The sequence below is a fragment of the Nocardia sp. NPDC003999 genome (assembly GCF_053604885.1).
The window spans coordinates 40,189-64,230 of record NZ_JBSGIB010000005.1 but is presented as its reverse complement, the minus strand read 5'-3'; the positions used below and the strand labels follow the sequence as shown (position 1 = coordinate 64,230).

Genomic DNA, 24,042 nt, shown 5'->3' with positions numbered 1-24,042 from the left:
TCGCATACCCGCACCTCCGCCGCGCGAGCCCGTTTCCGCTGGTCGCACCCTCACAGCAAACACATAGCCGCACCACAGCGGACCCCAAGCGTTACTCGCCATGGTGAAACGATGTCCGCGACGACCACCGGGAACGGGCCGGCCGAACGAATTGTCATGCGCCGCGCCGACGGCAGCCCGATCACCGTGCTCGTGGTCGACGACGAGCCCGTTCTGGCCGAGATGATGTCGATGGCGTTGCGCTACGAGGGATGGGAGGTCACTACCGCGGGTGACGGCCGGACCGCCGTCGCCAAGACCCGCGGGGCCCGCCCCGATGTGGTTGTGCTCGATGTGATGCTGCCGGACATGACCGGGCTGGAGGTGCTGGGCAAACTACGCGCACAATATCCGGACCTGCCGGTGCTCTTGCTGACCGCCAAGGACTCGGTCGAGGACCGCATCGCCGGGCTGACCGCGGGCGGCGACGACTACGTCACCAAGCCCTTCAGCATCGAGGAGGTGGTGCTGCGGCTGCGCTCGCTCCTGCGCCGAACCGGCGTCGCCACCGAGAACAGTGACGCGCAGCTGGTGGTCGGTGATCTCGTGCTGGACGAAGACAGTCACGAGGTCACCCGAGCGGGCGATGTGATCGTCTTGACCTCCACCGAGTTCGAATTGCTCCGGTTCTTCATGCGCAACCCGAAACGGGTACTGAGCAAGGCACAGATCTTGGATCGGGTGTGGAGTTACGACTTCGGCGGCCGGTCCAACATAGTCGAGCTGTATGTCTCCTACTTGCGGAAGAAGATCGATAGTGGACGCGCGCCGATGATCCACACCCTGCGCGGTGCCGGGTATGTCCTCAAGCCCGCAGGCTGAGGCGGCGCGCCGGGTGCTGATGCCACGGCGCTGGTCGCTGCGGGCACGGCTGTTGGTCGGGCAGGTGCTGTTACTGGTGATCGTGGTCGTCGGTATCGGCGCCGCGACCGAATTCGCGCTGCGCCAGTTCCTGGTACACCAACTCGACACCGAACTGATCGATGTGCAGAAGCGTTCGCTCGGCGAGGTCGGCGGTGGCCCGAGCCTGGGCCCCCGCCCCAGCGGTGAGCAGCCGCCGCCGCTGCCTCCACCCCCGCCACCGCCGCCGAACAACGGCCCGGGACCCGACTTCCTCAACCGGCGCGGTATCCAGCCCGACATGATCGGCGCCATCGTCCACGAAGGTAACGTCGCCAAGGCGGGCCGCAACGCGGCCGACGGCACTCAAGAAGCGTTGTCGCGGGCCGCGCAAGAGCAGCTCGCCGCGGTGGCGGCCAACGGGAAGCCGGTCGACGTCGATCTCCGCGGCCAAGGCCGGTATCGAGTGGTCGCGGACACCACCTGGTCGGGCGACATCGTCGTCACCGGCCTGCCGTTGACCGCCGTCGACGCGACGCTGTTGCGTGTTCTGTTGATCTTGGCGATCGTCACGGCGGTCGTCTCGATCGTCGCGACACTGGTCGGCATCTGGCTCATCCGGCACGCTCTCGCGCCGCTGGATCGGGTCGCGGCGACGGCCGCGCGGGTGGCCGGACTCGAACTGCGGCGCGGCGAGGTGGTAGTGCCCGTCCGGGTTCCGGTAGCGGACGCCGATCCGCGCACCGAGGTCGGACAGCTCGGCGCGGCGGTCAACCGGATGCTCGATCACATCACGGGTGCGTTGTCGGCACGCCACGACAGCGAGACCCGGGTCCGGCAATTCCTCGCCGACGCCAGCCACGAGCTGCGCACCCCGCTGGCCGCCATCCGCGGCTATGCCGAACTGGCGCAACGCAAACGAGCCGAGGTGCCCGGCGAGGTGGCCAATGCGATGGCCCGGGTGGAGTCCGAGTCCCGGCGGATGACGGGTCTGGTCGAGGACATGCTGCTGCTGGCCCGGCTGGATTCCGGGCGCGGGCTCGAACACGAACCGGTGGATCTGACCCAGCTCACGGTGGACGCGGTGAGCGACGCGCACATCGCGGGACCAGAACATCACTGGGATCTGGAGCTGCCCGACGAGCCGGTGGTGACCACCGGTGACGCGGCCCGGCTGCATCAGGTGCTGGCGAACCTGCTGACCAACGCGCGGGTCCACACCGGCCCTGGCACAACGGTGCTCACCTCGCTGGAATTCCACGGCGACGGAGGAGCCGTGCTGCGGGTGACCGACGACGGACCCGGAATCCCGGAAACCTTGCAGCCGACGGTGTTCCAGCGTTTCGCGCGCGGCGACTCGTCGCGCTCACGGCGGGCGGGCAGCACCGGCCTCGGTCTGGCGATCGTCGCGGCGGTCGTCAAGGCGCACGGCGGTGACATCTCGGTGGCCAGCGAACCCGGCCACACCGCATTCACCGTGCGTCTGCCCGGTGCGGGAAGCGGCTAGTCGGCGGACACGGCCTCCCGGATGGCTTTCACGGCGGCGGTCGGGGCGTAGCCGGGGGGGACACCTTCGACGAGGATGAGGTCACCCTCGATGTGCCGCGTGCGCAGCGGTGCGATCTCCCGGTACGCGGGCGAGTCCCACCACGCTCGCGCCTCGGCGATCCCGGGGAAGCCCAGCATCACCACGGCGCCGGGCCAGCTGCCTTCTTTCACCTCGTGCGGTGTCGCGTGCACGAGGTAGTGGCCGCCATACGGCTCGAGGGTCGACGAAAGACGTTCCATGTAGTCCGCGATCTCCGGGTGCGCGGCGGCGTCCTGCAGGTGAGCTATGGCGTAAGCGGTCATAGCGTGATCGTGGCATGGCGATCGACCACAGTCGATTACCTGCCGGGTAAGCGGCGCTCGTCTCGCGGGAGAGTGCTGGGGAACCGACGAGCGGCAATACGAGCCCGCACAGAGCGCCCCGACACTGTGGTCACGGCTGGAACCGTTCCGTGGGCGCGGCGGTCGCCGTGCGGCCGTGCACCGGGAGGAGGTGCGGGCGTTTGGCGGTACGTCCGTCGCCGGAGGAGCGTCCGGTGAGCCGCCTACCGAGCCAAGGACCTAGGAAGGTTGCGGCCCAACGTATTTCGCTCCTCACCGTCGCCATTCGGGTGTCGGCGGGCAGCGGCGGCGTCAAGGGCGCGGCCCAGCTTTCGTCGGCGCCGGGTAGACCCAAGGCGTGGGCGAGAGCGTCGGCGATGCGCTGATGTCCGAGCGAGTTGGCGTGTAGCCGGTCGGTGCTCCACAGGCGGGGATCGGTGACGGCGGCGTGGTGGGCGGTTTCGGCGAGGACGACGCCGTGCCGTGCCGCCGAGGCGCGGATGCGCTGGTTGAGCGCGGTGACGCGACCGCCGAGCGGGCGCGCGAGCGGGGTGATGCGCGCGAGGTCGGGGAAGGTCAACGTCGCCACGACCGCGCCGTTGGCGGTGAGGGCGGCGAACATCGCGTCCAAGTGTCCGGCGACCTCGTCGGCGTCGAAATTCGGCCGCAGCAGGTCGTTGACTCCGGCGACCACGGTCGCGAGGTCCGGTCGCAGCGCCAGGGCGGCATCGAGTTGCTCGGCGCGGATCTGCCGGGCGAGTTTGCCCCGAACCGCGAGATTGGCGTAGAGCAGGCCGGGATCGGCCTGCGCGAGGCGTTCGGCGAGCCGGTCGGCCAGGCCGCGCAATCCGGTCCGGTCGTCGCCGTCGCCGACGCCCTCGGTCTGACTGTCACCGAGCGCGACATAGGTTCGGTAGGTCACAAGCCCAGCTCCACATCGGTGATCGGGTAGGCCACACACGAATGGGTGTAATCGAATCGAGCGTCGGAGAGCCGGAGTTTCGCCTCCTCGGCGTTGTGCACCTCACCCTTCAGAATCCGCACCCGGCACAGGCTGCATTCGCCGGAACGGCAGGCGGCCTCGGGACGAATACCGTTGTCTTCCAGAGCGTCCAGAAGTGGACGGTTGCGCGGGGTGCGGAAGGAGGTGTTGCCGACGGTGACGGTGACCTCCTGCGCCGGATCGATACCGGCGGGCCAGTGCGATTGGGCGGTGGGATCGCTGGGCGCGCCGTTGGCCTCGAAACGGATGCGTTTGCGCGGGTGGCCCAGCGCGGTGAGCTGCCCGAGGGCGTAGGGGTACAGCGCCTGCGGGCCGCACACGTAGACCATACGGCCGTCGAGTTCGCCCACCAGCCGGTCGATGGTTTCCGCGGTGAGGAAGCCGGTGGCTCCGGTCCAGCCGGCGGCGGGTTCGGCGATGACATGGTCCACGTCGATGCCGGGGTGGGTGGCGGCGATCTCGTCCAGTTCCGCGCCGAAGATGATGTCGGAGGCGTCGCGGGAGCCGTAGATCAGGTGGAAGGCGCGATCGAGACCCAGATCGGCGATCTCACGAATCATGCTCATGGCCGGAGCCACGCCCGAACCGCCCGCGAGAAACACCACGTCGTTGCCGTGAAAAAGCGGGTTGTGGTGGAAGGTGCCCATCGGGCCGGTGGTGGTGAGCACCTGCCCGATCTCGGCGGTGTCGACGAGCAGGTTGCTGACGCGTCCGCCGGGGACACGGCGGACGGTGAGGTCGTAGTGGGTCAGCCGGGACGGGCTGGAGGAGATCGCGAACGGGCGGCTGGTGCCGTCGATGAAGACGTTCACGTACTGGCCCGCCAGGAAGGGCGGCAGCTCGAACCGGTCGGCGCGCTCGAGTCGCAAGGTCTTGGCGGTGGCGGTCTCCTCGATGATCGCGGTGACCACCAACCGCAGCCGCTTGGGGTGGTAGGCGTCGATGGTTGCGCGTGTTTCTGCGGAGTAGTCGCGCGTATCGGGGACGCGGGCATCGATCTCGGCGAGGATCTCCGCCGCCCCGTCGAACCGTTCTGCGAGTGGGTGCTTCACGTAGTGTCCTCCGATCAGGCGGCTTTGGAGCGCAGGAGACGGCGGGCGACGCGCGCACCGGCCTCCAGGGTGGGCTGGAATCCGCCGATCCCGGCCCAGGAGCCGGCCAGATGGAGTCCGGGAACATGGGTTCGGCGTTCGCTGTCGCGGAACAGCCAGCCTTCGGTGGCGTCCTGGTCGTAGCCGTAGATCGCGCCGCCCGGATGCCCCAGGTAGCGCATCATGGTCAACGGTGTCGCGACGTCGACCTCTTCGATGGCGTCGCGGATGCCGGGGGTGATGGTTTCGCACAGGTCGAGCAGGGTTTCGGCGTAGGCGAACTTGGTGCGCGCGTACTCCGATGCGGCGATGTTCTTCCAGATGTCGGCGTACTGCAACGTCATCAGGCTGACGTGCGTGGCGCCGGCGGGCGCGAATCCGATCGGCGCGACATCGTAGGAGCTGACGCAGATGCCCCGCGCGGGCTCGAACGATTTCCACGCCCGGTAGGTGCGGTCGTCGTCGGCGTCCATGTTGACGAACGTCGTGCTGGTGGTGAAACCCAATTCGGCCGGAGTCGCGTCCAGACCCATGTGCAGCACGAAGCCGGAGACACCGATTCGCCTGGTGGCCAGATCGTTGCGCACCTCGGCGGGCACGTCGATGCCTTCGAGCATGCCGTAGGTGGTCGGCAGCGACGCGTTGGAGACAACGTCGGCAGCGGTGACCTCCGAACCGTCTTCCAGCCGCACACCCAGAACCCGGCCGGATTCGGTGAGAACGGCCTCGACGCCGGTGTTGAACCGCACTTCGCCCCCCGCGGCGAGGAAGGCGTCGAGGATGGCGGTGGACATCGCCTGCGACCCACCGCGCACATGCCAGGGCTTGAACTCGAAGTAGGCGAACAGTGTCAGCGCCAGATCCTGGAATCGCAGTCTCGACGGCGGCTGCCCGAGATAGGTCCAGTACATGCCAAGCGCGACCTTGATGCGGTCGTCATCGAAGAACTCGTCGAGCACGTCCTTCAACGGCCGCAATCCGTACTCGAACAGCACCGGGTCGATCTGCTCGACCGGCATCCTCCGCATGGCGGCGATCTGCCAGAAGCTCACCTGCCGGATCAGGTCGAAGAATTTCGCGGCCCGGTCGCGGTTGCCGGGGAACTCGGCCTCGATGGCGGCGACCGCGCCGTCCCAGTCCGCGGGCAAGGTGAGATCCAGCCGGCCGGGAATCACGGCACGATAGAGGTCGTGTTCTTGCACGAACTCCAGCTTGTCGGCGATGCCGAGTTGCTGGAACAGCCCTTCTCGCAACGACATCGGCTGACCATCGATGCCAACGCCGGACAGCTGGTGCAACGCGACCTCGAACTCGAAACGTCCACGGCGGAAGGATGTTCCGCAGCCCCCGGGAATATTGTGCCGCTCGAGCAGGAGGGTTCGCGCGCCCGCGCGCTGGAGGGTCGCGGCGGCGGTCAGCCCGGCATTGCCCGCGCCGATGACGATGGCGTCGTAGTCGCTCACGCTCCGGCGGCTTCCCGCTCGAGCTGCGCGGCGGCCTCGGCCTTGATCCGCTCGAACTGCTCACCCATACGCGCCGCGAGGGCCTGTGCCGCCGAGAGCGGACGCACCATGACCATGAAGTCGTCGATCTTGCCGTCCTCGTCGAAGTGCAGGAAGTCGCAGCCGGTCAGCCGCTTGCCGTCGACGGTGGCCTCGAACACGAACGCGTGATCACGACCGTCCGCGTCGGCGATCTCGCGCACATAGCGGAAATCTCCGAACACGCGGATCACCGCGCGCAGGATGGCCGCGGTGATCGCCTTGCCCGGGTACGGCTGGAATGCCACCGGACTGGTGAACACCACGTTGTCGGCCAGCAGCGCCTCGATGGCGGCCTCGTCACGAGCTTCCACGGCTACGCGGAAGGGGTGCATCTCCCACCTCCTATACTCAAGAAATTTAATAGGTAACTTGAACCGTATCCAGGTCGAGTCGACCTGTCCATAGCTCGAAGGACAGATATTTGATTAATCTTCTCGAGTGGTAGCCTGAGCCGATGGCGCTACGTAACGCGGTGCTGGCCGCCCTGCTGGAGGGCGAGGCTTCCGGCTACGACCTGGCCAAGAGCTTCGACGCCTCGGTGGCCAACTTCTGGATGGCCACGCCCCAGCAGCTGTACAAGGAGCTGGAGCGGATGGCGGCCGATGGCCTCATCGAGACCCGGGTCGTGCAGCAGGAACGCAGGCCCAACAAGCGCCTGCACGCCATCACCCCCGCCGGGCGCGCGGCTCTCCACGAATTCGTCGAGAAGCCGGCCAAGCCCACCGCCATCCGCGACGAGATGATGGTGAAGGTGCAGGGCATGGACGTCGAGGACGCCCCCGCCGTGCGTGCCGCGGTAGCGGACAAGCTGGAGTGGTCCAAGTCGAAACTGGCCCGCTACGAACGCCTGCGTTCCCGGTTGCTGGACGGCCGCAGCGAGCAGGCGTACCTGGCCGAGGCCGAGCGGGTCGGCCCCTATCTCACACTGCTGCGCGGAATCTCCTTCGAGCAGGAGAACATCCGATGGGGAGAGTTCACGCTGTCGGTGATCGATCGGCGGATCGCCGCGCACGTGTGACCGTCGCGGCGAAAAGCCCGCACCACCAGTCGATACGGCGTTCTTTCTACACCGGGACTCGATCCGGTTCCGGTTCGCGGTCCTCGACCCGCTCGGTCGCGCTCGCCTGCGCGAGCGGACTTACCCGATGCAGCGCCGCGTATCCCACGCTCGCCGAGACCAGCGCGACGAATACCCCTAGGTTGCTGCTGCCCAGGCCACCCGCGCGGGCGGCAGGCGTGAACAGGTAGCCGAGCAGCGGGCCGACATGCGGATCGGGCGAGGTGACCAAGCCGAGCCCGGCGATGGTCGCGACGATCAGACAGCCGACTCCGACGCGGTTCACCTTGCCGTAGCCGCCGACCGGGCTGTACAGGGCCGTCCGGTCGTAGCCGACGCGGCGACGCTGCCACAGGTCGACCACGAAGATTCCGGTCCATGCGGCCATCACCACACCGGTGGTGGTCAGGAACGCCTGGAACGGAGCGAAGAACCCGGGGGCCGCGAATGCCACATAGCCGCCGGCAGCGGCGATCAGGGCCGCGTCGACCAGAACGGTGTAGTGCCGGGATATCCGGACGCCCAACGTCTGCAGCGCGAGCCCGGAGGAGTAGAGGCCGATGATGGAGCCCGACACGAAGCCCACCAGCGCCAGGATCAGGTAGGGCACCAGAAACCAGGTGGGCAAGTGGGCCGACAGCGCGCTGATCGGATCGGTGGCCGCCGTCGCCGCGATGTCCGGATCCCCCGCCGCGAGCACCGTGCCGAGTCCCATCAGAACAAGGGCGGGAGCGGTGCCACCGAACGTGATCCAGCCGACCAGCGCGCGTTTGCCGGCGGTGCGGGGCAGGTAGCGGGTGTAGTCGGCCGCGCAGTTGACCCAGCTCAAGCCCAGCGTGTTGGCGACCAGCATCACCCCGCCCACGAACGCGCCCACGCTGACCTGTCCGTGCGTCGCGAACGAGATCCTGGGCAGCGTCAGCACTACATAGACCACCGACAGCGCGGTGAATGCGAGGGCGAACCACTTCTGGATCCGCAGGATCACGTGACAGCCGTAGATTCCGATCACCGTGGTCACCACGATGACAGTGACGAGAGTGACGACCATGAGCGGTGCGGTGTCCATATCCGGGTCGAGCCGGTGTGCCACCGTGCGGGCCGCGAGGGTCGCCAGTACCGCCGAGAAGGTCTCCCATCCGACCAACGCCAGGTAGCTCAGCAGTGCCGGAATCTTGTTGCCGTGGAACCCGAACGCGGCGCGGCCGGCCACCATGGTCGCTGCTCCCCCTTGCTGCCCGGCCAGCGACACCAAGCCGAGCAGCAGGAAGGAGAGCACCGCGCCCACCGCCGCGGCCAGCGCCGCCACATGCCAGTCCAGGCCGAGCGCGGTGACGTACGGACCGAACGACACCAGGACCACATTGCAGCTGGTGCCCGCCCACGGCCAGAACAAGGCGCGTGGCTTGCCTCGACGTTCCTCGTCCGCGACCCATTCGGCGCCCTTGCGCTCGACGGACCAGTCCGACGGTTCTGCTGAACTCCCGACCATGTCGAATCCCATCGTCGAGGTGGGAGGAACCGCCGACCCAGTCTCACCACCGTGCACCTATATAACGTGCCGTTATGTGTTGGCCCATTGTAAGTGCGAGAACGCCGATGGGGAACCAAAGTTGATAGCACAACCAAAACCGCAGCGCGGTGGCTTCACGGCGTTGGAAGCTCCCGTGGACTGGTGACAGATGAGCGGCCGTGCGGTCGTCAGCTCACTAATGCCTGCGGCGACAGTGTCTTCAGCATCCCGTTCGCCCAGCGCAGTTGCCGCAGCGTTTGCGGGTGGCAGCGCTGACAGAGGTCGACCAATTCGAGGTCCTGTGCCGCTTGGGCTCCTTGGGCCAGCAGTTCCCAGTCGAGGGACACGCCCGCCGCGACGCGGCGCAGATCGGCGAGCAGAAGCAGGGCCGGTTCCGGCCGACGGCCCAACCGGGCGCTCAGACGTTCTTGCAGACCCGCGCCGAGGGCGTCGGTGCGGGGCTCGGGGCGCAGCTTCAGCCCGTATCGGCGGCTCGCGTCGGCAAGGTCGGCGATGTGGTCGAGGGACCAGCGCCGAATGTCCAACGCCACGTGCCGGATTTCGTGTTCGGTGACGTGGCGTGCGGAGATCGCGGACAACTCCCGGGCGAGTTTGCGCTCGGATCGGTGCAATTCGCGCAGCGCGATGCGGAGTTTCATCGGTTCGGGACCTCGAGCAGTTCTTCGTCGTCGAGTGCCGCGGTCCCGCCCACGGTGGCGGCGATCCCGGACGTGATCGGCGCGGACGCGGTGGTGGTGGGGGCAGGCGCCGGATGCCCGTCGGCGCCCGCGAGCCGTTCGAGCTCGGCGGCGGCGGTCTTGAAGATCGGCTGTTTGGAGGCGGGATCCCAGTCGGTGATGGTCATTTCGTTGGCTGCCCGCTCGTGCTCGTGCGCACCTGCGGGATCATCCCAGTAGCCGTAGTGGAACGGCACGAACAGCACGCCGGTGCGAATGCCGGTGATTCGCGCCCGTGCCCGGATCGCGCCGCGTGGCGAGGAGATCCGCACCATATCGCCTTCGGCCACGCCGAGTTTCGTCGCGTCCTCGGTAGACAGTTCCACCCACACCTGCGGGGCGGCCGCCTGCAACTGCGGCGCACGCGCCGTCTTGGTGCGAGTGTGGAAGTGGTAGAGGGTGCGGCCGGTGATCAGGGCGAAGGGATAGTCGTCGCCGGGCTGCTCGTGCGGCGGCACATAGCGGGCGGCCTTGATGATCGCCTTGCCATCGGGATTGAGTGCGCGATACTCGGTCGGTTCCACCGGCGTTCCCGTGACCAGGTCCTTGCCGTAGCTTTCGCAGTACTGCGGGGAAGCGAAGAACTCGCCGTTTTCATACAGTCGCTCGGCCCCGTCGGGATGCTCGTCGTTGCAGGGCCATTGGATGCCGCTGCCGCCACGCAGGCGTTCGTAGGTGATCCCGGTGTAGTCACAAGGCCGCCCGGCACTGCACTTCTTCCAAGCCTCGAACGCCGATTCCGGGTCGCGCCACGGCGGCAATGGGTCGCCGTCTTTGTCCCGGAAGTCCATGCGCCGGGCGTAGTCGAGGAAGATGTCCAGGTCCGCTCGCGCCTGACCGGGTGGGTCGATCGCTTTGTCGGAGATGTGCACGGTCCGATCGGCATTGGTGAAGGTCCCGGTCTTCTCGCCCCAGGTCGCCGCGGGAAGGACGACGTCGGCGAGTTCGGCGGTTTCGGTGCGGAACAGATCCTGCACCACCAGAAACAGTCTCTCCTGAGCGAGAATGGACCGGATGCGACCCAATTGCGGCAGTGACACCGCCGGATTGGTGGCGCTGATCCACAGCATTCGAATCGTGCCCTGCTCCGCGTAGCGGAAGATCTGCATCGCGTGCGTCGGGGGCGCGTAGTGCGGAATCCGGTGCGTCTCGATATTCCACAACTTCGCCAATTCGGCGACGTGCTCGTCGTTGGCCCAATTGCGGAAACCGGCCAAGTCGCCGTCCGCCCCGCACTCCCGGGTGTTCTCGGCGGTGGGTTGGCCGTTCATCTGCAATATCCCGCACCCCGGCTTGCCGAGCATCCCGCGCAGGATGTGAATGTTGTTGACCTGCACCGCAGCCGCCGTCGCCTGGTGGGATTGGTAGAAGCCCTGCAACACGGTCGACAGCAGTCGTCGCGCGGTGCCCAGCAACTCGGCCGCCCTGCGCACGTCCGCGGCGGCGACGCCGCAGATCTCGGCCACCCGCTCCGGGGTGTAGTCGGCCACCGCCGAGGCCAATTCGTCGAATCCGACGGCGTGGGCGTCGATGTAGTCGCGGTCGATCCAGTCGTGCTCGATGATCTCGCGCAGCAATCCGTTCATCAGCGCGACATTCGTTCCCGGCAGCGGAGCCAGATGCACGGTCGCGGCCTTGGCTACGGGTGTCGGGCGCGGATCGACGCACAGCAACGCCGGGGGTTGCGCTCCGGCCAGGCGGTCGAGCATGCGCGTCCACAGGACGGTCTGGGTTTCGGCGACGTTGTGTCCGAACAACGCGATGACGTCGGCGTGGTCGACATCGGTGTAGCTGCCGGGCTGGCCGTCACTGGCGAACGACTCTTTGAGTGCCTGGGCCGCGGTGGCGGTGCACAACCGCGTGTTGCCGTCGAGATGGTTGGTGCCGATCGCCCCGTGCGCGATCACACCGAGGGTGTAGTACTCCTCCAGGAACAGCTGCCCGCTGGTGTAGAAACCCAGCGCACTGGGCCCCTGCTCGGCGAGCAGCTCCTTGCTGCGCCGGACGACGCGGTTCATCGCCGTGTCCCAGTCGGTCTCGACCAAGCGCCCGCCGACACGGATCAGCGGCCTGGTCAGCCGGTCGGGTGACGCGTTCGCCTGCCATCCGAACAGGTCTTTCGGGCCGAGCCGACCGTGATTGACCCGGTCTCCCGCGCGTCCACGGACCCCGACGATGCCGCCGTCCTTGACGGCGATGTCCAGCGCATCACCGTTGCTGTGCAGGATCGACGCCGACTGTACCCACTCGTCGACGTCCTGCTCCCGGACTCCGTCCGCCAGATGCATGTCCACGCGGGCGGGCCACGGCTTTCCCGGTTCGTACGGCGTCCGGTGGCCCCAGGGTTCGGCTATGCGGTCGTGCCTGATCACGACCCGCGCATACCCCACGCATGGTGCGGCAAACAGAGTCGGCGGGGTCGTGCCACACTGGCGTAGATGGAGCGAGCGAACGCTTTCCACGACGAGAGATCCGCACCCACCGCCGGTGGGGAGAGCACTCGCACGGTGATCGTCGCCTTCGGCGCGAACGTCGCGGTGGCGGTGGCCAAAACGGTCGCCGCGACGCTGTCCGGCTCGGCGTCCATGGTCGCCGAAGCCGCACATTCCTGGGCGGACACCGGCAACCAGATCTTCCTGCTCGTAGCCAACCGTCGAAGCGCTCGCACCGCGGACGCGAAACGACCCCTCGGGTACGGACGCGAGGCATATGTCTGGTCGTTGCTGGCGGCGGTGGGACTGTTCGTCGCGGGCGCCGCGGTGTCGGTGTGGCACGGGATCACCGAACTGCTGCACGAAGGTCGAGGTGGACAGGATTACGCGATCGCCTACCTCGTGCTCGGAATCGCCTTCGTCTTGGAGGGAACCTCGTGGCTACAGGCCACGCGGCAACTCGGCGGCGAGGCGGAGAGCTTCGATCAAGACATCCTCGAGTACGTACTGAAGACCTCCGATCCGACTTTGCGCGCGGTTTTCGCGGAGGACAGCGCCGCACTGATCGGCATCGTCATCGCCTTCGCGGGAATGGGGCTGCACCAGCTCACCGGCGTGGCGGCCTGGGACGCACTCGGATCGGTGCTCGTCGGCGTGCTGCTCGGGGTGATCGCCGTAGTGCTCATCGACCGTAACCGGCGCTTCCTGACCGGTGAGCCCGCCTCGCCCGAACTCCGCGCCGCCGCGGCGGCCCGCATCGAGGAGATGCCCGAAGTGGCCTCGGTGCGCTTCGTGCGCCTGGAATACGTCGGCCCTCGGCAGGTCTTCCTCGTCGCGAGCGTCGACCTGGTCGGCGACCCGGCCGAGTCGAGCATCGCCCTCACGCTGCGCGCGCTCGAGCGCGAACTCGAACGCAACCCGCATATCGCCGACGCGGTCCTCACGATCGCCGCTCCCGAGAACGACTGAAGCCGAAGCTGCCGCGCCCGCTCCTCTGGGAGCGGCGGATCATACGGCGACGGTGTCGGTTTCGCGTCGCACCGCCATGACCGGACCCGAGCCACGGACGAGTAGCCGGGCGGCGAGCGCGAGCACGGCGCTGATCACGATGGTGACCGCCATCGGGATTCCGGTCGCGGTGCCGCCGAGCCCGACCAGCGGGGACACCAGGGCGCCGAGCAGGAACTGGAGCGCGCCCAACAAGGCCGAGGCGCTGCCCGCGGCATGCGGGGCCCGGCCGACGGCCAGCGCGCTCGCCGTGCCGAGAATCGTCGTGAACGAGCTGACCAGGACGAACAGCACCGGCAGGATCAGCGCCGCCGAGGCGCCCGCGGCGAACAGAACCAGCAGCGCGACGCACAGGACCAGGATCACGCCCTGCCCGGCCGACAGGATCGACTGCGGGCGGAAACGCTTGGTCAGCCGCGAGCTGAGCACGCCGACGGCCATCATGCCCAGCGCGTTGACGGCGAAGACCACCGTGTACTCGGCGGTCGACAGCCCGAGCACGTTCTCGATCACGAACGGGGACGCCGAGATATAGCCCATCAACCCGGCGAAGCCGAGCGCGAACACGAGGGTGTACCCGAGGTAGCCGCGATCGGCCACCAGGGTCCGCACCACGCGGCCGGTGGTGGCGAGCCCGCCGACGTGGCGGTGGTCGGCGGGCAGCGATTCCGGCACCACGAGCAGGGCGCCGCAGAACATCGCCAGGAAGATCGCGCTCAGGACCCAGAACTCGCTGCGCCAGCCGACCGGAACCAGCGCACCGCCCAGCAGGGGCGCGACCACCGGCGCGATGCCTCCGATGCTGGCGAACAGCGTGAAGATCCGCGCGGCCGCCGCGCCGCTCACGCGGTCGGCCGCCACTGCGCGGCCGATCACGATCCCGGCCGCGCCCGAAAACCCTTGTGCGAAGCGCAGCACGACCAGCAGCCAGATGTTCGGCGCCAGCGCGCACAGCACCGTCATGACGGTCGCGGTCGCCGTGGCCAGCAACAGCGGCCGCCGCCGCCCGAACCGGTCGGACAGCGGCCCGATGACGAGCTGCCCCAGCGCCAACCCGATCAGGAAGGTCGTCAGTGTCAGTTGCACGCTCGACGCGCCGGTGTGCAGGTCGGCGGCCAACCCGGTGAACGACGGCAGATACATGTCGGTCGCGAACGGCGCCACCGCCGACAGCAGCCCCAGCACCACCAGCAGCGGTCCCGAGACCCCCGATGCGGTCGATTTCAGCACGACGACACCTCCAGATACTTATTTATGCATAAGTAATTTATCATGGAGGGTATGGGCCGTGAATCCGATCTGCGCGAGCTCGACGCCGCACTGCGAGAGCTCTCGCGCGCCGTACATCGCGCGGCCGAGCGCTTGACCCGGATGGAGCCGCTCACCCAGGCACAGGCCGAAGTACTCCGGGTGATCGTGCACGAGCCGGGTACCGTTCCCGGGCACCTGGCCGTGGTGACCGGCATGCGACCCAGCAACGTCAGCACCGTGCTGCGCCACCTGACCGAACTGGGACTGATCGAACGCGAGACCGACCCCGCCGACCGCCGCAGCAGCCGGATCCTGCCCACCCGCAAGGCGATCGAGAATGCCGCTCGCATCGACGCGGCGCGCACCCGCCTGGTTCTCGACGCGCTGGCCACCGTCGACGAGACCGAGGTCGGCAGATTGCTGGCCGCGGTCCCCGCCCTGCGCAGCCTGGCGCACGCCCTGCACGACCGTGGCTGACCACCTGCCGAACGATCAGCGCTGCGCCGGACCCGCCGTCCGAAGTGAGCGGCGATGCCGATCGGTCGTCGTCGTGGACCATGGCCGAGTAGCGAATTCGCCTGGCAACGATGAGATCTCGACATGGCCCTGATCGAGCGCGGTGGCGGTCACCACGCGCGAGGCCGGATGGGGACCGCCACTCCGGTGACTCCTGCCGGAGGCTCGGATCGCACCCGCCGATCAGTTCGTGATGGCGTCGAACATGCCGGGCTGATAGGAACCTCCCGGCATGCGCGTGATCACGCCGAGCCGGTTGGAAGCGTTGATCATGGCGACCAGGTAGACCAGCGCGGCGATCTGGTCGTCGTCGTAGTGCTCGCGCACCTCGGCCCAGGTCTCGTCGGAGACGCCTCGGTAGGCGTCGGCGAGCCGGGTACCCTCCTCGGCCAGCGCCAGCGCGGCCCGTTCGGCCTCGGTGAACACGCTGGACTCACGCCAGGCGGCGACCAGGTTGATGCGGACCGCGGCTTCACCGGCGGCCGCCAGGTCCTTGGTGTGCACGTCGGTGCACCAACCGCAGCCGTTGATCTGGCTTGCGCGCAGCTCCATCAGCTCCATCGTGGCCTTCGGCACCGTCGACTGCAGGATCGCCAGGCTGGTGTTCGCGAACCGCTTGCCGATCTTGGCGCCGATCTCGCTGTCGTTGAGATTGATACGGGGTCCCATGACGTGGTCCTCACTCGTGATGTCGTGTGCTGTGCACTGAACGAACACCAGACGTCGGCTGCCCGAGCCTCGTAACAGCGCACCGAAGTGACCTGCGCCACTGCGTATCGGTGTTACAAGACGGCAGGGACAGGCGTCTGATGGGTGACACAGCCGAGAGGGAACAGGAGCCACTTCATGGCCGACACATCGCAGAAGACGCCGGGCGATCACCACCCCGCCCCGGCTACCGCGGCGTTCGTCACCCACCGGAATCTGCTGTTCACCGTCGCCTACGAGATGCTCGGCTCGGCCGCCGACGCCGAGGACGTGCTGCAGGAGACCTGGCTGCGGTGGGCGGGCGTCGACCTCGGCACCGTCCAGGATCAGCGCGCGTACCTGGTGCGGATCGTCACCCGCCAGTCGCTCGACCGGTTGCGGACACTGGGGCGGCGCAAGGAGTCCTACGTCGGCCCGTGGTTGCCCGAGCCGCTGCTCACCGCGCCCGACGTGGCCGAGGACGTCGAGCTCGCCGACAGCGTGTCGATGGCCATGCTGCTCGTGCTGGAGACGTTGACGCCGATCGAGCGAGCGGTCTTCGTACTGCGCGAGGTATTCGATCTGAGCTACGACGAGATCGCCGAAGCCGTCGACAAGAGCCCCGGCGCGGTCCGCCAGCTCGCGTACCGGGCCCGTGCGCACGTCGCGGCACGCCGACCGCGCGGAGTCGTTTCGCCCGCCGAGACCCGTAGCGCCCTCGAGGCGTTCCAGCGAGCGACCGAAACGGGCGATCTGCAGCATCTGCTCGACATCCTCGCGCCGGACGTCGTCCTGCTCGGTGACGGCGGCGGCGTCGTGCAGGCCACCCTCGCGCCCGTCCTCGGAGCCGACAGCGTGGCCAGGATACTGGCGGCCGGGCTGGGCAGGCTCGCCGCGGTGTCGAGGCAGCCCGCGCAGGTCAACGGATATCCGGCGCTGATCTTGCGGCGTGACGGCGAGATCGACACCGTCTTGGCGCTTCGCATCGACGACGGCCTCGTCACCGGCCTCTACGCCGTGCGCAATCCCGAGAAGCTGTCCCGCATGGAGCGCGAGACGGCGCTGTGCCGCTGACGAAGGAGAGGATCCGGCATCGGCGCCCCGGCGTTGTAGACGGCGTCGAGGACGGGATCGTTCCACACGCCACCGGAGAGCACGGCCCCGTCGCCGGGCACGATCCGGAGCGAGGAGCCGCTGCGCTCGGCTCCCTCGAACAACCCGAGCGCTGGTAAGACTCTCGGACCCACGGAGAGCCCACTGCCACGAATGCCGCGGACAGCACCGCCCAGCGCGCCGGCAGCAACGGCAGCGCGGGCACACCGTCCTCCACCACCCACGCCCGGCTCGGCCCTGGCCGCCGTGTCGGCGGGCCGCGATTGCCGATCGGCATGCCCGATACGGGCGGCCAGCCACAGCGACAGCCGGTCTCACGGAAAGACTTCGAGGTCCGCTCGATAGATCTCGGGTGGGAAGAGGTGGTTGTCGGGGGAACGGTTCGGCGTCGTAGTCGCACGGGAACGAACGGAGTTGCCGAAAACAATTTTTCGATGTCCATCGATCGATTCATGCTGCGCGCGATCAGAATTCGCTTGGCCTTTGATGAAGGCTCGACTCACTGCGGTGTAATCAATGCCGGAGGGCAGCGCGAGGCCGCCGACTCGCTGACCGATATCGACCACGCGTCGGGCGGACAGCTGGGCGGGTGAGCGGCACATGGTGCGCGACCGGATCGAGGAGATCCTCTCGCGGATGGATTCGCACATGGAAACCGAGGAGTGATCGCGGCGGGGGCGCGTCCGCGGCGGGCGGCAGTCACCGATCGGTGAGCCGGAGGGGGCCGCGTATCTGGCGGGCCACCGCGCGGAACCAGCCTATGTCGTGTCGGCCGCCCTCGGCGTCGAAGGCGGGCCGGAGTTCGTACCAGCGCAGGCCGGGGCGCAGGTGATGCACGCCGTGCAGGTTGAAGCTCAGCGCCAGTACTTCCAGTGGCGCGGGCAGTTTCAGGTTCAGCGCCTCGAGCGGCTCGTCGAGATCGGTGCCGTAGTGATAGGCGTTGTCCGACAGCGAGACGATCACGCCGCGCCCGGCCAGCGCCGCGAGCAACATCCACCAGTGCGGACCGTAGGCGGCGAACGCCGCACCGTGCAGCCCTACGACGACGGCCGCGTCGACGCGGAACTGCCGGAACACCTCGGGTCGCGCGAGGCGTTCGAGTAGCGGCCCCGCCACCGTGTCCGGCCCGTCCACCGCCCGGGCGAGCCCGTGCACCGCCGCGACGGGCAACGCCGCCAGCATGATCGCCGCCACCTCGAGCAGATACAGCCCGCCGAACAGCCGCAGGTAGTACCCGGGCGCGACCTTCGCCCAGGTGGAACTCGCCGGGTCGTAGATTTCGGCCCGCTCCCGAGTCCGGTTGTAGCGGTGGTGCAGCAGGTGACCGGCTTTGAGCAGCGCGAACGGCGACCCGTACAGCACGGCGAGGACGCGGCCGTACCGGTCGTTGCGAGACCGCGAGTGGTGCAGATTGCCGTGCACGGCCTCGTGGATCACCGACCAGAATGTCGTCGTCAGCAGTAGCAACGGCAGCAGGGCCCAGCCCCATGCTGGGTCGCCGGGAATCAGCAGCGGGAGCCCGAAGAGCTGGGCGATATTCAGCACGACCGCCGTGGCGGTCAACCGCGATCCGATCCGCCGTCCGTCGTCGCGCCGCTGCGCGTGGACAGCGCCACCGGTGCACCGTTCGGTCATCTCGCCCCCGGTCACCTCTCCGGTCTTCTCCGGAAACCGAGCCTGCACGACCTGCCCCACCAACACCCCTACAGGGGCTGTCGCCGCTCTTACATCAGTGCGACGAAACGGTGTTGCGGGAGAACGGTGTACGACGGCCACCTGTCCCGAGCGATCGACACCGGGACCGACGACCGATGCCGTGGCGAGATCGGGCGTCGTGGTACCGAGACCGGAACGAACCGATAACGGTTCCATGAATCGCGGGCTCGCCCGGTGGCACGCCGGGAAAGGCGAGAACCATGAAACTGACAGTCATCGGCGGTACCGGGCGGATCGGCTCTCGAGTGGTGCGGAAGCTGGCCGCGGCCGGGCACGAGGCCGTGCCCGCGTCGATGTCCACCGGTGTCGACGTGATCACCGGAGAGGGCCTGGACCGGGCGCTGGCGGGGGCCCAGGTCGTCATCGACCTTGCGAACTCGCCGACCTTCGACGAGGCGTCGGTGGATTTCTTCCGCATCTCCATGCGCAACCTGCTGGACGCCGGGGAGAAAGCCGGTGTCGGGCATCAGGTCGTGCTGTCCATCGTGGGCGTCGACCAGGTGCCCGGCCTGGACTACTACCGGGCCAAGAGCTTGCAGGAAGACCTGCTGCGGCTGGGCCCAACGCCGTACTCCATCGTGCGCGCCACCCAGTTCTTCGAGTTCATGGACGCGGTGCTGTCCTGGACCTCCGACGACGACACCGTCCGCCTGCCCGCCACCCCGATCCAGCCGATGGCCGCCGCGGACGTGGTCGACGCGGTCGTCGAGGTCGCCACCGGCGCTCCGCTGGGCGGGGTCCGCAATGTCGCCGGTCCGGAGGTCTTCCGCCTCGACGACCTCGGCAGGCTCACCCTGGCCGCTCGGCGCGACAGCCGCACCGTCGTCACCGACGACACCGCGGGCATGTTCGCGGACGTTCCCGGCGACGTTCTCACGGCGGGCCCGGACGCCCGTCTGGCCGCAACGCACTACCGGGATTGGCTCGAGAAGCACGAGAGCACCCCGTGATCGACATCGCGGCTCATTCGGTTGCCACGGTCGCCATGGACAACTCCCAGAAGTCGGCGTAGCGGCCACCGAGACGCAGCAGCTCGTCGTGGCTGCCCTCCTCCACGATCCGGCCGTCGTCCAGGAAGACGATGTGATCGGCCCGCCGGACGGTCCGCAGCCGGTGCGCGACCATCACCACCGTCCGGCCCGCCATCAGGCGTTCGATGCCCTCGTGGACGGCGGCCTCGTTCACCGGGTCCAGCGCGGAGGTCACCTCGTCCAGCAGGACGATCGGCGCGTTCTTCAGCAGGGCTCGCGCGATCGAGACGCGTTGGCGCTCACCGCCCGACAACAGTGCGCCGCCCTCGCCGACGTTCGTCGCCCATCCGCCGGGCAGCCGATCGATGACTTCGTCCAACCCCGCCGCGGTCGCCGCCGCGCGCACCTCGGATTCGGTGGCATCGGGACGGCCCAGACGCACGTTCTCCTCGATCGTGCCGTCGAACAGATAGACGTTCTGGAAGACGACGGCGATCCGTTCCATCAATACTTCGGTGCTGATCGCGCGCACGTCCACGCCGCCGACGCGCAGGGCGCCGTCGTCCACGTCGTAGAACCGTGCGAGCAGTTGCAGCAGTGTGCTCTTGCCCGCACCCGACGGTCCGACGATGGCGACCCGCTGTCCCTCGGGTACCGACAGCGACACGTCGTCGATCACGGTACGACCGCCGTGCCGGAAGGCGACGGACTCGAACGCCAGGTCGTTGCCCACCGGCCGGATCGGTTCGCGAGGTTCCGGCAGCGGCTCGGTGCGCAACACGGTGTCGAGCCCGCCCAGCACGGTACGCGCGCTGCGGAGTTTGCCGCCGATCTCCGAGAGCGACAGCAGCGGATCCGCGCAGCGGGCCACCAACACCAGCATCGCCACCATCTCCGCCGCGCCGACGTTCCCGCCGAGCGCGAGGTAGGCGCCAAGGGCCAGCAGCACGGTGAACATCGCCTGGACCGTGAGCGTCAGCCCCACGATCCCTGGCAGCGCCGACAGCACGGCACGGCGGGACGCCCGCTCCAATCCCGACAGCGCGTCGTCGAGCAGCCGGAATCGCTCGGCCGTTCGGCCACCGGCTCGCAGCACCGGCTGTGCCTGGAGATACTCGACGACTCGCCCGGTTGCCTCCTTGGTGCGTTCGACGCGTTCGGCGTCGGCGGCGGCCATCGAACGTCCCGTCCAGATCTGGATCGCCGCCACGATCGGCACCGCGGCCAGCGCGGCCAGCCCCATGTGCCAGTCGAAGGCGAGCAGCACGGCGACGATCGTCAGCGGAGTCACAGCGGCGGCGATCGTCGGCGCCAGCAGATGCGCGATCACGCTCATCGCCTGCAGCACACCCTCGCTGGCGAGCACCGACACCTCTCCGACGCGACCGGCGGTGAACCAGCCGAGCGGTAGCCGGGCCAGGCGATCGCCGAAACGGTGGTAGACACCGCGCAGCAGCGTGGTGCCCACGAGGAAGCCGGACAGATCGCTGCGATAGCGCAGCGCCGCGTAGCACGCGATCGCCGCCCCGAACGCGAGCAGCCACGGCCAGGCGTCCGTGGGCGTGCTCCCGAACAGCGCTCGCAGCACCGGAACCAGAAGTGCGTAGGACAAACCTTCCGCTACCGAGGTCGCCGTCATCAGGGCCACGGTGCGTCGTACGGGCTGGGCGTACTCGTCGCCCAGCACGCGCAGCAGCATTCGGATCATCGGCGCTCCTCTCCTCGCGATGTCTCGTCGGCGAGCGGGCGTGCAGGCACGCTCCGCTGCCTGCTCCATGGCCCGAGCTCACGCCGGAGCATGCCACCGAGGGTTTCGACCTCTTCGGTGAGCGTGGACCGGTGCGATCGCCAGAATTCGGCGAATTTCCCGTTGCGGGACAGCAATTCGCCGGGCTTGCCACGCTCGGTGATCGACCCGTTCTCCAGCAGCACGACGGTGTCCGCGTCGGCGATGGTCTCCAGCCGGTGAGCGATGACCAGGATTGTCCGATCGCCTTCCAGTGTCGCCAGGGCTCGGCGCACCGCCTGCTCGGTGTGCGGGTCGGCGAAGGCGGTGGCCTCGTCGAGCACCAGTACGGGAGTATCGGCGAGCAGTGCCCGGGCGATCGAGATCCGTTGCGCTTCACCGCCCGACAGCTCGGCCTCCGCACCGAGCACCGTGTCGTAGCCGCGCGGCAGCTCGAGAATCCGATCGTGAATGTTCGCCAACCGGGCGGCGCGCACCACGTCGTCGCGGTCGGCGTGCGGTAGCGCCAGTGCGATGTTGTCCGCGACCGACGCGCGCAGCAACCGCACGTCCTGGAAGACGAAGGAGACCATCCGATAGAGCGCCCGGCTGCCGAGCTCGCGCAGGTCGACCCCGCCGAGCAGCACCGAACCGTGTGTGGGGTCGAAGAATCGAGGAAGGAGCTGAACCAGCGTGGATTTTCCGCTGCCCGACGGCCCGACGATCGCGGTGACCGTCCCCGGCTCCAGGACCAGGTCGATGCCGCGCAGCACCTCGTGCTCGGCGTCGTAGCCGAATCGCACCTCCCGCAGTTCCACCCGGTGCCCCTGCGGCGCGAGCGGGCGCGAAGGTTCCGGCAGCGACGGCACCGCGAGGACCTCCCGGATCCGGTCGACCGCGCGCCGGGCCGCCCGCAAGTCGTCGAAGCCGTGGCCGAGCGCCGCCACCGGTGCGGTCAGACCAAGTCCGAGCAGCAGGAAGGGCAGCAGGTCAGCCGGGGCCATGGCGCCGCCGGTGATCAGGACCGCACCACCGGTCAGCACGACCAGCAGCACGAACGGCGGCGACAACACCACCTGCATCGCCGCGCCGAGTCCGGCTAGACCCCGCACCATGCGAAGGAAGGAGTCGGTGAAATCGTCCGCGGCCGTGCGGAATCTGCGGTGCGCGCGCTCGCCCGCGCCGAACGCCTTGACCACCGAGATGCCCTGTACGAACTCGACGGTGGCACTCGCGATCCGCGCCATCCCCGCGTCGAACTCCTGCTGCGCACGCAGCCGGGCCGGGGTCATCATCAAGGGGACCAGCGCCACGGCCAGCGTGACCGGTATCAGCGTGATCAACGTGAGCCGCCAGTCGACGGTGAACAGGTAGGTCAACGACACCAGCGGCACGACGAACGCGGCGACGAGCTCGCCGGGGGTGTGGGCGATGAGTGGATGCACGGTGCCGACGTCCTTGCCCACGATCTTCGACAACTCGCCGGAGCCGCGCCGGGAGAACCAGCCGATCGGCACCCGCCCCAGTCGCGCGGCCAGTTTTCGGCGCAGCGACAGTTGCACCCGGCTGTCGAGCAGGTGCCCGATGCCGGACGACGCGGCCGTGAACACCAGCCGGACGAACAACCCGGCCGCCCCCGCGATCACGATCATCCGGACATGGCCGTGATCGATCGGGCCCGGCGACAACAGCGTTCGACCCAATTCGACGACCGCGAGCAGCGGCGCCAGACCGGCGACGGCACCGATGATCTGCAGGACGACGACGACGGCGAAACCGCCCAGGTACGGGCGCAGCAACCCCGTCACATTTCCTCCCGCCGGGGAATCGGCATCCGACGGGGGCGGTGTGGACTGCTTCCTCGCCTCGGCGAGGTCGATGGTGGTCATCGTTCTCCCCTCTTCGCAATCCCTTTGCGGCTACGCGCTTTGCGAGCCGGTCGCGGGGTGCAGCGCGCGACGCAGCGCGGCGGCGAATTCGGCGCTCTGGCGCTGGGACACATCCGCGGACAGGATCGCCTGCGACCCGTGGAACGTGCCGGGCCATTGGTGCAGCTCGACCGGCACGCCCGCTTGCAACAGACGCAGCGCGTACTCGATGTCCTCGTCGCGGTTCGGGCAGTACTCGGCGGTGGCGATGTAGGCGGGAGGCATACCGGACAGATCCGTCGCCCGCGCCGGAGCGGCGTACGGCGTCGCGGGCGCGGAACCCAGATAGTGCTGCCACATCTGGGCCACTTTCGCCCGGGTCACGAACGGCGTATCGGTGAAAGTGCGCGCCGACCAGGCCAGCTGGCGGTCATCGAGGACGGGTTGGTTGAGCAGTTGGAAGCGGATCGGCGGCCCTTGCTCGTCGCGGGCCCGCAACGCGACCGCGGTCGCGATTCCCGCCCCGGCGCTGTGGCCGCCGATCGCGATCCGCGCCGGGTCGATGCCGAGCTCGACCGCGTGCTCGGCCGTCCAGATCAGCACCGCGTAGACGTCGTCGTGCGCGGCGGGGAACGGATGTTCGGGGGCCGAGCGGTAGCCGACCGAGATCACTGTCACACCGGAGTTGTCCGCCAGCAGGCCGGCCCACGGATGTTCGGTGTCCAGATCGCCCATGACGAATCCGCCGCCGCGCAGCCAGATGAGGGCAGCGCCCTGCGCCCGGTCCGGCCGATAGATTCGTATCGGCACGTCGAAATCGCCCGGCACCGTGCGATTTTCGATCGACATGCCCGCGATGTCCGGTACCGGAAGGGCGGCGACCAACTCGGCGAGGCGCTCCCGGGCGGCGCGCGGGTCGCTCAGGTCGGCCGGGGGGAAGAACGCGACTGAGGCTTCGAGTTCGGGGTCCAAGATCATGCCGTCGATGGTCGCGCCCTCGGCACCTGCTGGGCTTCCGCCGATGGGAGTCGCCGTCTACGTGAACGCGCGTACGCCGACGG

Annotated in this window: 22 protein-coding genes; 8 read left to right on the top strand and 14 right to left on the bottom strand. The window is 68.5% G+C overall.

Annotation, left to right across the window (positions count from 1 at the left end; genetic code table 11):
- Positions 1-156 precede the first annotated feature (156 nt).
- Complete coding sequence (locus tag ACWESM_RS13190) at positions 157-861, top strand: response regulator transcription factor (RefSeq protein WP_364436537.1); 705 nt, start codon at positions 157-159, stop codon at positions 859-861.
- Positions 839-2,386, top strand: a complete 1,548-nt coding sequence (locus ACWESM_RS13185; RefSeq protein WP_397281216.1) for a sensor histidine kinase — start codon at positions 839-841, stop codon at positions 2,384-2,386. Before ACWESM_RS13190 ends, ACWESM_RS13185 begins: the two co-directional genes overlap by 23 nt.
- On the opposite strand, the gene ACWESM_RS13180 is transcribed toward ACWESM_RS13185, so the two are convergent.
- From ACWESM_RS13180 to ACWESM_RS13160, 5 genes are all read right to left on the bottom strand, one after another.
- Positions 2,383-2,730 (bottom strand): DUF1330 domain-containing protein, encoded by a 348-nt coding sequence (locus tag ACWESM_RS13180; protein WP_355081382.1) that lies wholly within the window; start codon positions 2,728-2,730, stop codon positions 2,383-2,385. The genes ACWESM_RS13185 and ACWESM_RS13180 overlap by 4 nt on opposite strands.
- A gap of 130 nt (positions 2,731-2,860) precedes the next feature.
- Positions 2,861-3,670 carry an SGNH/GDSL hydrolase family protein gene (locus tag ACWESM_RS13175; RefSeq protein WP_364436474.1) on the bottom strand — a complete coding sequence of 270 codons (810 nt, stop codon included), beginning with the start codon at positions 3,668-3,670 and terminating at the stop codon, positions 2,861-2,863.
- The gene (locus tag ACWESM_RS13170) at positions 3,667-4,803 is read right to left on the bottom strand and encodes a 2Fe-2S iron-sulfur cluster-binding protein (protein ID WP_355081626.1); all 1,137 of its coding nucleotides are present in this window, start codon (positions 4,801-4,803) and stop codon (positions 3,667-3,669) included. The genes ACWESM_RS13175 and ACWESM_RS13170 overlap by 4 nt, the downstream gene beginning before the upstream one ends.
- Positions 4,804-4,817: 14 nt before the next feature.
- On the bottom strand, positions 4,818-6,305 hold the full coding sequence (locus ACWESM_RS13165; protein WP_452491855.1) for a phytoene desaturase family protein: 1,488 nt from the start codon (positions 6,303-6,305) through the stop codon (positions 4,818-4,820).
- Complete coding sequence (locus ACWESM_RS13160) at positions 6,302-6,718, bottom strand: nuclear transport factor 2 family protein (protein WP_364436465.1); 417 nt, start codon at positions 6,716-6,718, stop codon at positions 6,302-6,304. Before ACWESM_RS13160 ends, ACWESM_RS13165 begins: the two co-directional genes overlap by 4 nt.
- Before the next feature lie 122 nt (positions 6,719-6,840).
- Between ACWESM_RS13160 and ACWESM_RS13155 the strand changes: the two genes are divergently transcribed.
- A complete protein-coding gene (locus ACWESM_RS13155) occupies positions 6,841-7,404 on the top strand; it encodes a PadR family transcriptional regulator (RefSeq protein ID WP_355080075.1) in 564 nt (187 codons plus the stop codon).
- A gap of 46 nt (positions 7,405-7,450) precedes the next feature.
- Here the strand turns inward: ACWESM_RS13155 and ACWESM_RS13150 are convergent, their stop codons facing one another.
- The 3 genes from ACWESM_RS13150 to ACWESM_RS13140 form a co-directional block, all read right to left on the bottom strand.
- On the bottom strand, positions 7,451-8,935 hold the full coding sequence (locus ACWESM_RS13150; RefSeq protein ID WP_452491853.1) for a purine-cytosine permease family protein: 1,485 nt from the start codon (positions 8,933-8,935) through the stop codon (positions 7,451-7,453).
- A gap of 209 nt (positions 8,936-9,144) precedes the next feature.
- Positions 9,145-9,615 (bottom strand): hypothetical protein, encoded by a 471-nt coding sequence (locus ACWESM_RS13145; protein WP_452491851.1) that lies wholly within the window; start codon positions 9,613-9,615, stop codon positions 9,145-9,147.
- Positions 9,612-12,062, bottom strand: a complete 2,451-nt coding sequence (locus tag ACWESM_RS13140; RefSeq protein ID WP_452492174.1) for a molybdopterin oxidoreductase family protein — start codon at positions 12,060-12,062, stop codon at positions 9,612-9,614. Before ACWESM_RS13140 ends, ACWESM_RS13145 begins: the two co-directional genes overlap by 4 nt.
- 69 nt (positions 12,063-12,131) lie before the next feature.
- On the opposite strand from ACWESM_RS13140, the gene ACWESM_RS13135 reads away from it, so the two are divergent.
- On the top strand, positions 12,132-13,094 hold the full coding sequence (locus tag ACWESM_RS13135; RefSeq protein WP_452491850.1) for a cation diffusion facilitator family transporter: 963 nt from the start codon (positions 12,132-12,134) through the stop codon (positions 13,092-13,094).
- Between the two features lie 39 nt (positions 13,095-13,133).
- Here the strand turns inward: ACWESM_RS13135 and ACWESM_RS13130 are convergent, their stop codons facing one another.
- A complete protein-coding gene (locus tag ACWESM_RS13130) occupies positions 13,134-14,363 on the bottom strand; it encodes a multidrug effflux MFS transporter (RefSeq protein ID WP_364436452.1) in 1,230 nt (409 codons plus the stop codon).
- Between the two features lie 51 nt (positions 14,364-14,414).
- On the opposite strand from ACWESM_RS13130, the gene ACWESM_RS13125 reads away from it, so the two are divergent.
- The gene (locus ACWESM_RS13125) at positions 14,415-14,861 is read left to right on the top strand and encodes a MarR family winged helix-turn-helix transcriptional regulator (RefSeq protein ID WP_364436449.1); all 447 of its coding nucleotides are present in this window, start codon (positions 14,415-14,417) and stop codon (positions 14,859-14,861) included.
- 222 nt (positions 14,862-15,083) lie between these two features.
- Here ACWESM_RS13125 and ACWESM_RS13120 read toward each other — a convergent pair whose 3' ends face one another.
- Positions 15,084-15,569 (bottom strand): carboxymuconolactone decarboxylase family protein, encoded by a 486-nt coding sequence (locus tag ACWESM_RS13120; protein WP_364436447.1) that lies wholly within the window; start codon positions 15,567-15,569, stop codon positions 15,084-15,086.
- A 177-nt stretch (positions 15,570-15,746) separates the two neighbouring features.
- Between ACWESM_RS13120 and ACWESM_RS13115 the strand changes: the two genes are divergently transcribed.
- Both ACWESM_RS13115 and ACWESM_RS13110 read left to right on the top strand, forming a co-directional pair.
- On the top strand, positions 15,747-16,661 hold the full coding sequence (locus tag ACWESM_RS13115) for an RNA polymerase sigma-70 factor (protein ID WP_355080084.1): 915 nt from the start codon (positions 15,747-15,749) through the stop codon (positions 16,659-16,661).
- Positions 16,662-17,134: 473 nt separating this feature from the next.
- Complete coding sequence (locus ACWESM_RS13110; protein WP_452491848.1) at positions 17,135-17,293, top strand: hypothetical protein; 159 nt, start codon at positions 17,135-17,137, stop codon at positions 17,291-17,293.
- Positions 17,294-17,399: 106 nt separating this feature from the next.
- Here ACWESM_RS13110 and ACWESM_RS13105 read toward each other — a convergent pair whose 3' ends face one another.
- Positions 17,400-18,395, bottom strand: coding sequence for a fatty acid desaturase family protein (locus tag ACWESM_RS13105; protein WP_452491846.1), 996 nt, complete (start codon positions 18,393-18,395; stop codon positions 17,400-17,402).
- Between the two features lie 221 nt (positions 18,396-18,616).
- On the opposite strand from ACWESM_RS13105, the gene ACWESM_RS13100 reads away from it, so the two are divergent.
- Entirely contained in the window at positions 18,617-19,366 is a 750-nt protein-coding gene (locus tag ACWESM_RS13100) for an SDR family oxidoreductase (protein WP_355080088.1), read from the top strand.
- 13 nt (positions 19,367-19,379) lie between these two features.
- On the opposite strand, the gene ACWESM_RS13095 is transcribed toward ACWESM_RS13100, so the two are convergent.
- From ACWESM_RS13095 to ACWESM_RS13085, 3 genes are read right to left on the bottom strand one after another with little or no spacing between them, the layout of a single operon-like run.
- On the bottom strand, positions 19,380-21,095 hold the full coding sequence (locus tag ACWESM_RS13095) for an ABC transporter ATP-binding protein (RefSeq protein ID WP_452491843.1): 1,716 nt from the start codon (positions 21,093-21,095) through the stop codon (positions 19,380-19,382).
- Positions 21,092-23,002 carry an ABC transporter ATP-binding protein gene (locus ACWESM_RS13090; RefSeq protein WP_452491842.1) on the bottom strand — a complete coding sequence of 637 codons (1,911 nt, stop codon included), beginning with the start codon at positions 23,000-23,002 and terminating at the stop codon, positions 21,092-21,094. The genes ACWESM_RS13095 and ACWESM_RS13090 overlap by 4 nt, the downstream gene beginning before the upstream one ends.
- Before the next feature lie 30 nt (positions 23,003-23,032).
- A complete protein-coding gene (locus ACWESM_RS13085) occupies positions 23,033-23,959 on the bottom strand; it encodes an alpha/beta hydrolase (RefSeq protein ID WP_412808065.1) in 927 nt (308 codons plus the stop codon).
- Between the last annotated feature and the right edge of the window lie 83 nt (positions 23,960-24,042).

Bases quoted from the DNA above. Each gene is read 5' to 3' on its own strand.
- ACWESM_RS13085 (WP_412808065.1), bottom strand. From the start codon at position 23,959: ATGATCTTGGACCCCGAACTCGAAGCCTCAGTCGCGTTCTTCCCCCCG.
- ACWESM_RS13120 (WP_364436447.1), bottom strand. From the start codon at position 15,569: ATGGGACCCCGTATCAATCTCAACGACAGCGAGATCGGCGCCAAGATC.
- ACWESM_RS13155 (WP_355080075.1), top strand. From the start codon at position 6,841: ATGGCGCTACGTAACGCGGTGCTGGCCGCCCTGCTGGAGGGCGAGGCT.
- ACWESM_RS13125 (WP_364436449.1), top strand. From the start codon at position 14,415: ATGGGCCGTGAATCCGATCTGCGCGAGCTCGACGCCGCACTGCGAGAG.
- ACWESM_RS13100 (WP_355080088.1), top strand. From the start codon at position 18,617: ATGAAACTGACAGTCATCGGCGGTACCGGGCGGATCGGCTCTCGAGTG.
- ACWESM_RS13135 (WP_452491850.1), top strand. From the start codon at position 12,132: ATGGAGCGAGCGAACGCTTTCCACGACGAGAGATCCGCACCCACCGCC.
- ACWESM_RS13145 (WP_452491851.1), bottom strand. From the start codon at position 9,615: ATGAAACTCCGCATCGCGCTGCGCGAATTGCACCGATCCGAGCGCAAA.
- ACWESM_RS13090 (WP_452491842.1), bottom strand. From the start codon at position 23,002: ATGACCACCATCGACCTCGCCGAGGCGAGGAAGCAGTCCACACCGCCC.
- ACWESM_RS13115 (WP_355080084.1), top strand. From the start codon at position 15,747: ATGGCCGACACATCGCAGAAGACGCCGGGCGATCACCACCCCGCCCCG.
- ACWESM_RS13180 (WP_355081382.1), bottom strand. From the start codon at position 2,730: ATGACCGCTTACGCCATAGCTCACCTGCAGGACGCCGCCGCGCACCCG.
- ACWESM_RS13185 (WP_397281216.1), top strand. From the start codon at position 839: ATGTCCTCAAGCCCGCAGGCTGAGGCGGCGCGCCGGGTGCTGATGCCA.
- ACWESM_RS13095 (WP_452491843.1), bottom strand. From the start codon at position 21,095: ATGATCCGAATGCTGCTGCGCGTGCTGGGCGACGAGTACGCCCAGCCC.
- ACWESM_RS13150 (WP_452491853.1), bottom strand. From the start codon at position 8,935: ATGGTCGGGAGTTCAGCAGAACCGTCGGACTGGTCCGTCGAGCGCAAG.
- ACWESM_RS13190 (WP_364436537.1), top strand. From the start codon at position 157: ATGCGCCGCGCCGACGGCAGCCCGATCACCGTGCTCGTGGTCGACGAC.
- ACWESM_RS13110 (WP_452491848.1), top strand. From the start codon at position 17,135: ATGTCCATCGATCGATTCATGCTGCGCGCGATCAGAATTCGCTTGGCC.
- ACWESM_RS13160 (WP_364436465.1), bottom strand. From the start codon at position 6,718: ATGCACCCCTTCCGCGTAGCCGTGGAAGCTCGTGACGAGGCCGCCATC.